The 1,264-nt window shown below is 59.4% G+C and carries 2 pseudogenes; both read left to right on the top strand.

What is annotated here, in order from left to right:
• Positions 1–105: pseudogene (locus tag ACFFNA_RS36775) on the top strand (IS630 family transposase); the annotation flags it as partial.
• Between the two features lies 1 nt (position 106).
• Positions 107–1,174, top strand: a pseudogene (locus tag ACFFNA_RS36770) (MFS transporter); the annotation flags it as partial.
• Positions 1,175–1,264 lie beyond the last annotated feature (90 nt).

Genomic DNA, 1,264 nt, shown 5'->3' with positions numbered 1-1,264 from the left:
CGCCGCGTCCTCGTGCCGACGCTTCAACCCGACGATGTCGTCGTGATGGACAACCTGCCTGCTCATAAAGTGGTCGGTGTCCGCGAAATCATCGAGGCTGCGGGTTAATATTGTCCGAAGCGTAGGTCCCGCACTGGGCGGTGTTATTTTGGCCTTCCTTGGCCCGCTGGCAGCATTTGCATTGGCGGCGCTGAGCGACCTGGTCCCGTTGAGCGCTGTCCTGCGCACCAAGTGGCAGGTTCGCTCTTCGCCTCTTCCGCGCGAGCGCATGGCGACCGCCATTCATGATGGCATGCGCTTCACCGCGATCTCCTCGGAGATCAGAGTGGCGATTGTGCGTGCAACCTTGTTCGGGCTGTCGAGCATCTCGATCCTTGCTCTCCTTCCCCTCCTCGTCCGCGATCAGCTGGCGGGTGGGCCACTTGTTTACGGCGTCCTGTTGGCCGGCTTCGGCACAGGTGCCTTTGTCGCAGGCATTAGCAATGGTTACTTGAGACGCATTGCGACCCAAGAGCGATTGGTCACGCTGGCGTCCGTTGCCTGCGCAACGTGTTGCCTTTTGCTGGCCGTCACATCATCCGTGACGGTGGCGGCGATCGCGCTTGCAATCGGTGGCGCAGGCTGGGTCGTCACCTGGACCGGAACCGACGTGTGTGTGCAGTTGGCAAGCCCAAGGTGGGTCGTTGGTCGCACTCTGTCGATCTATTACGCTTTGACCTACGGCGGTATGGCAGCCGGCAGCTGGATCTGGGGAGCTGTCGCGCAGAACTATTCCCTGACGTGGGCTTTGGAAGGTGCTGCAGTGGCACTGTTGCTGGTTGCAGCAGCGGGAAAGGTATTGCCGATACGACTATGGGAAGAATCGGATCAAGGAGCTGCCGACTTCATCCCACCAGAACTGGCCCTTACTCTCCGGCCGAGGAGCGGTCCAATCGTGGTCAAGGTGGAGTACTCGATCCCCGAACCTAATATCGAGGCGTTTCTGCGCTGCATGCGCGAAAGGCGGCGCGTTCAGACCCGTGCCGGTGCGCGCAATTGGACGCTGCAGCGAAATCTTCAGAATCCGACTCTTTGGACTGAGACATTCCGCACTCCGACATGGACGGATTACCTTCGTCTAAATCATCGCCTGACTTTGGCTGACAGGGAGGTAGCCGAGCGCCTAGCACTACTTTGGCAGGTTTTTAGCGGCGGGCGAGTTTTTGGAATTCCCAAGAGAGAGTTTGCGTGATTCATAGGAGGTCGGCTTGTGGAGGGCCGATCA

The organism is Mesorhizobium kowhaii (assembly GCF_042431665.1).
Lineage (GTDB): Bacteria > Pseudomonadota > Alphaproteobacteria > Rhizobiales > Rhizobiaceae > Mesorhizobium > Mesorhizobium kowhaii.
This window is presented reverse-complemented; position numbering and strand designations above follow the sequence as displayed.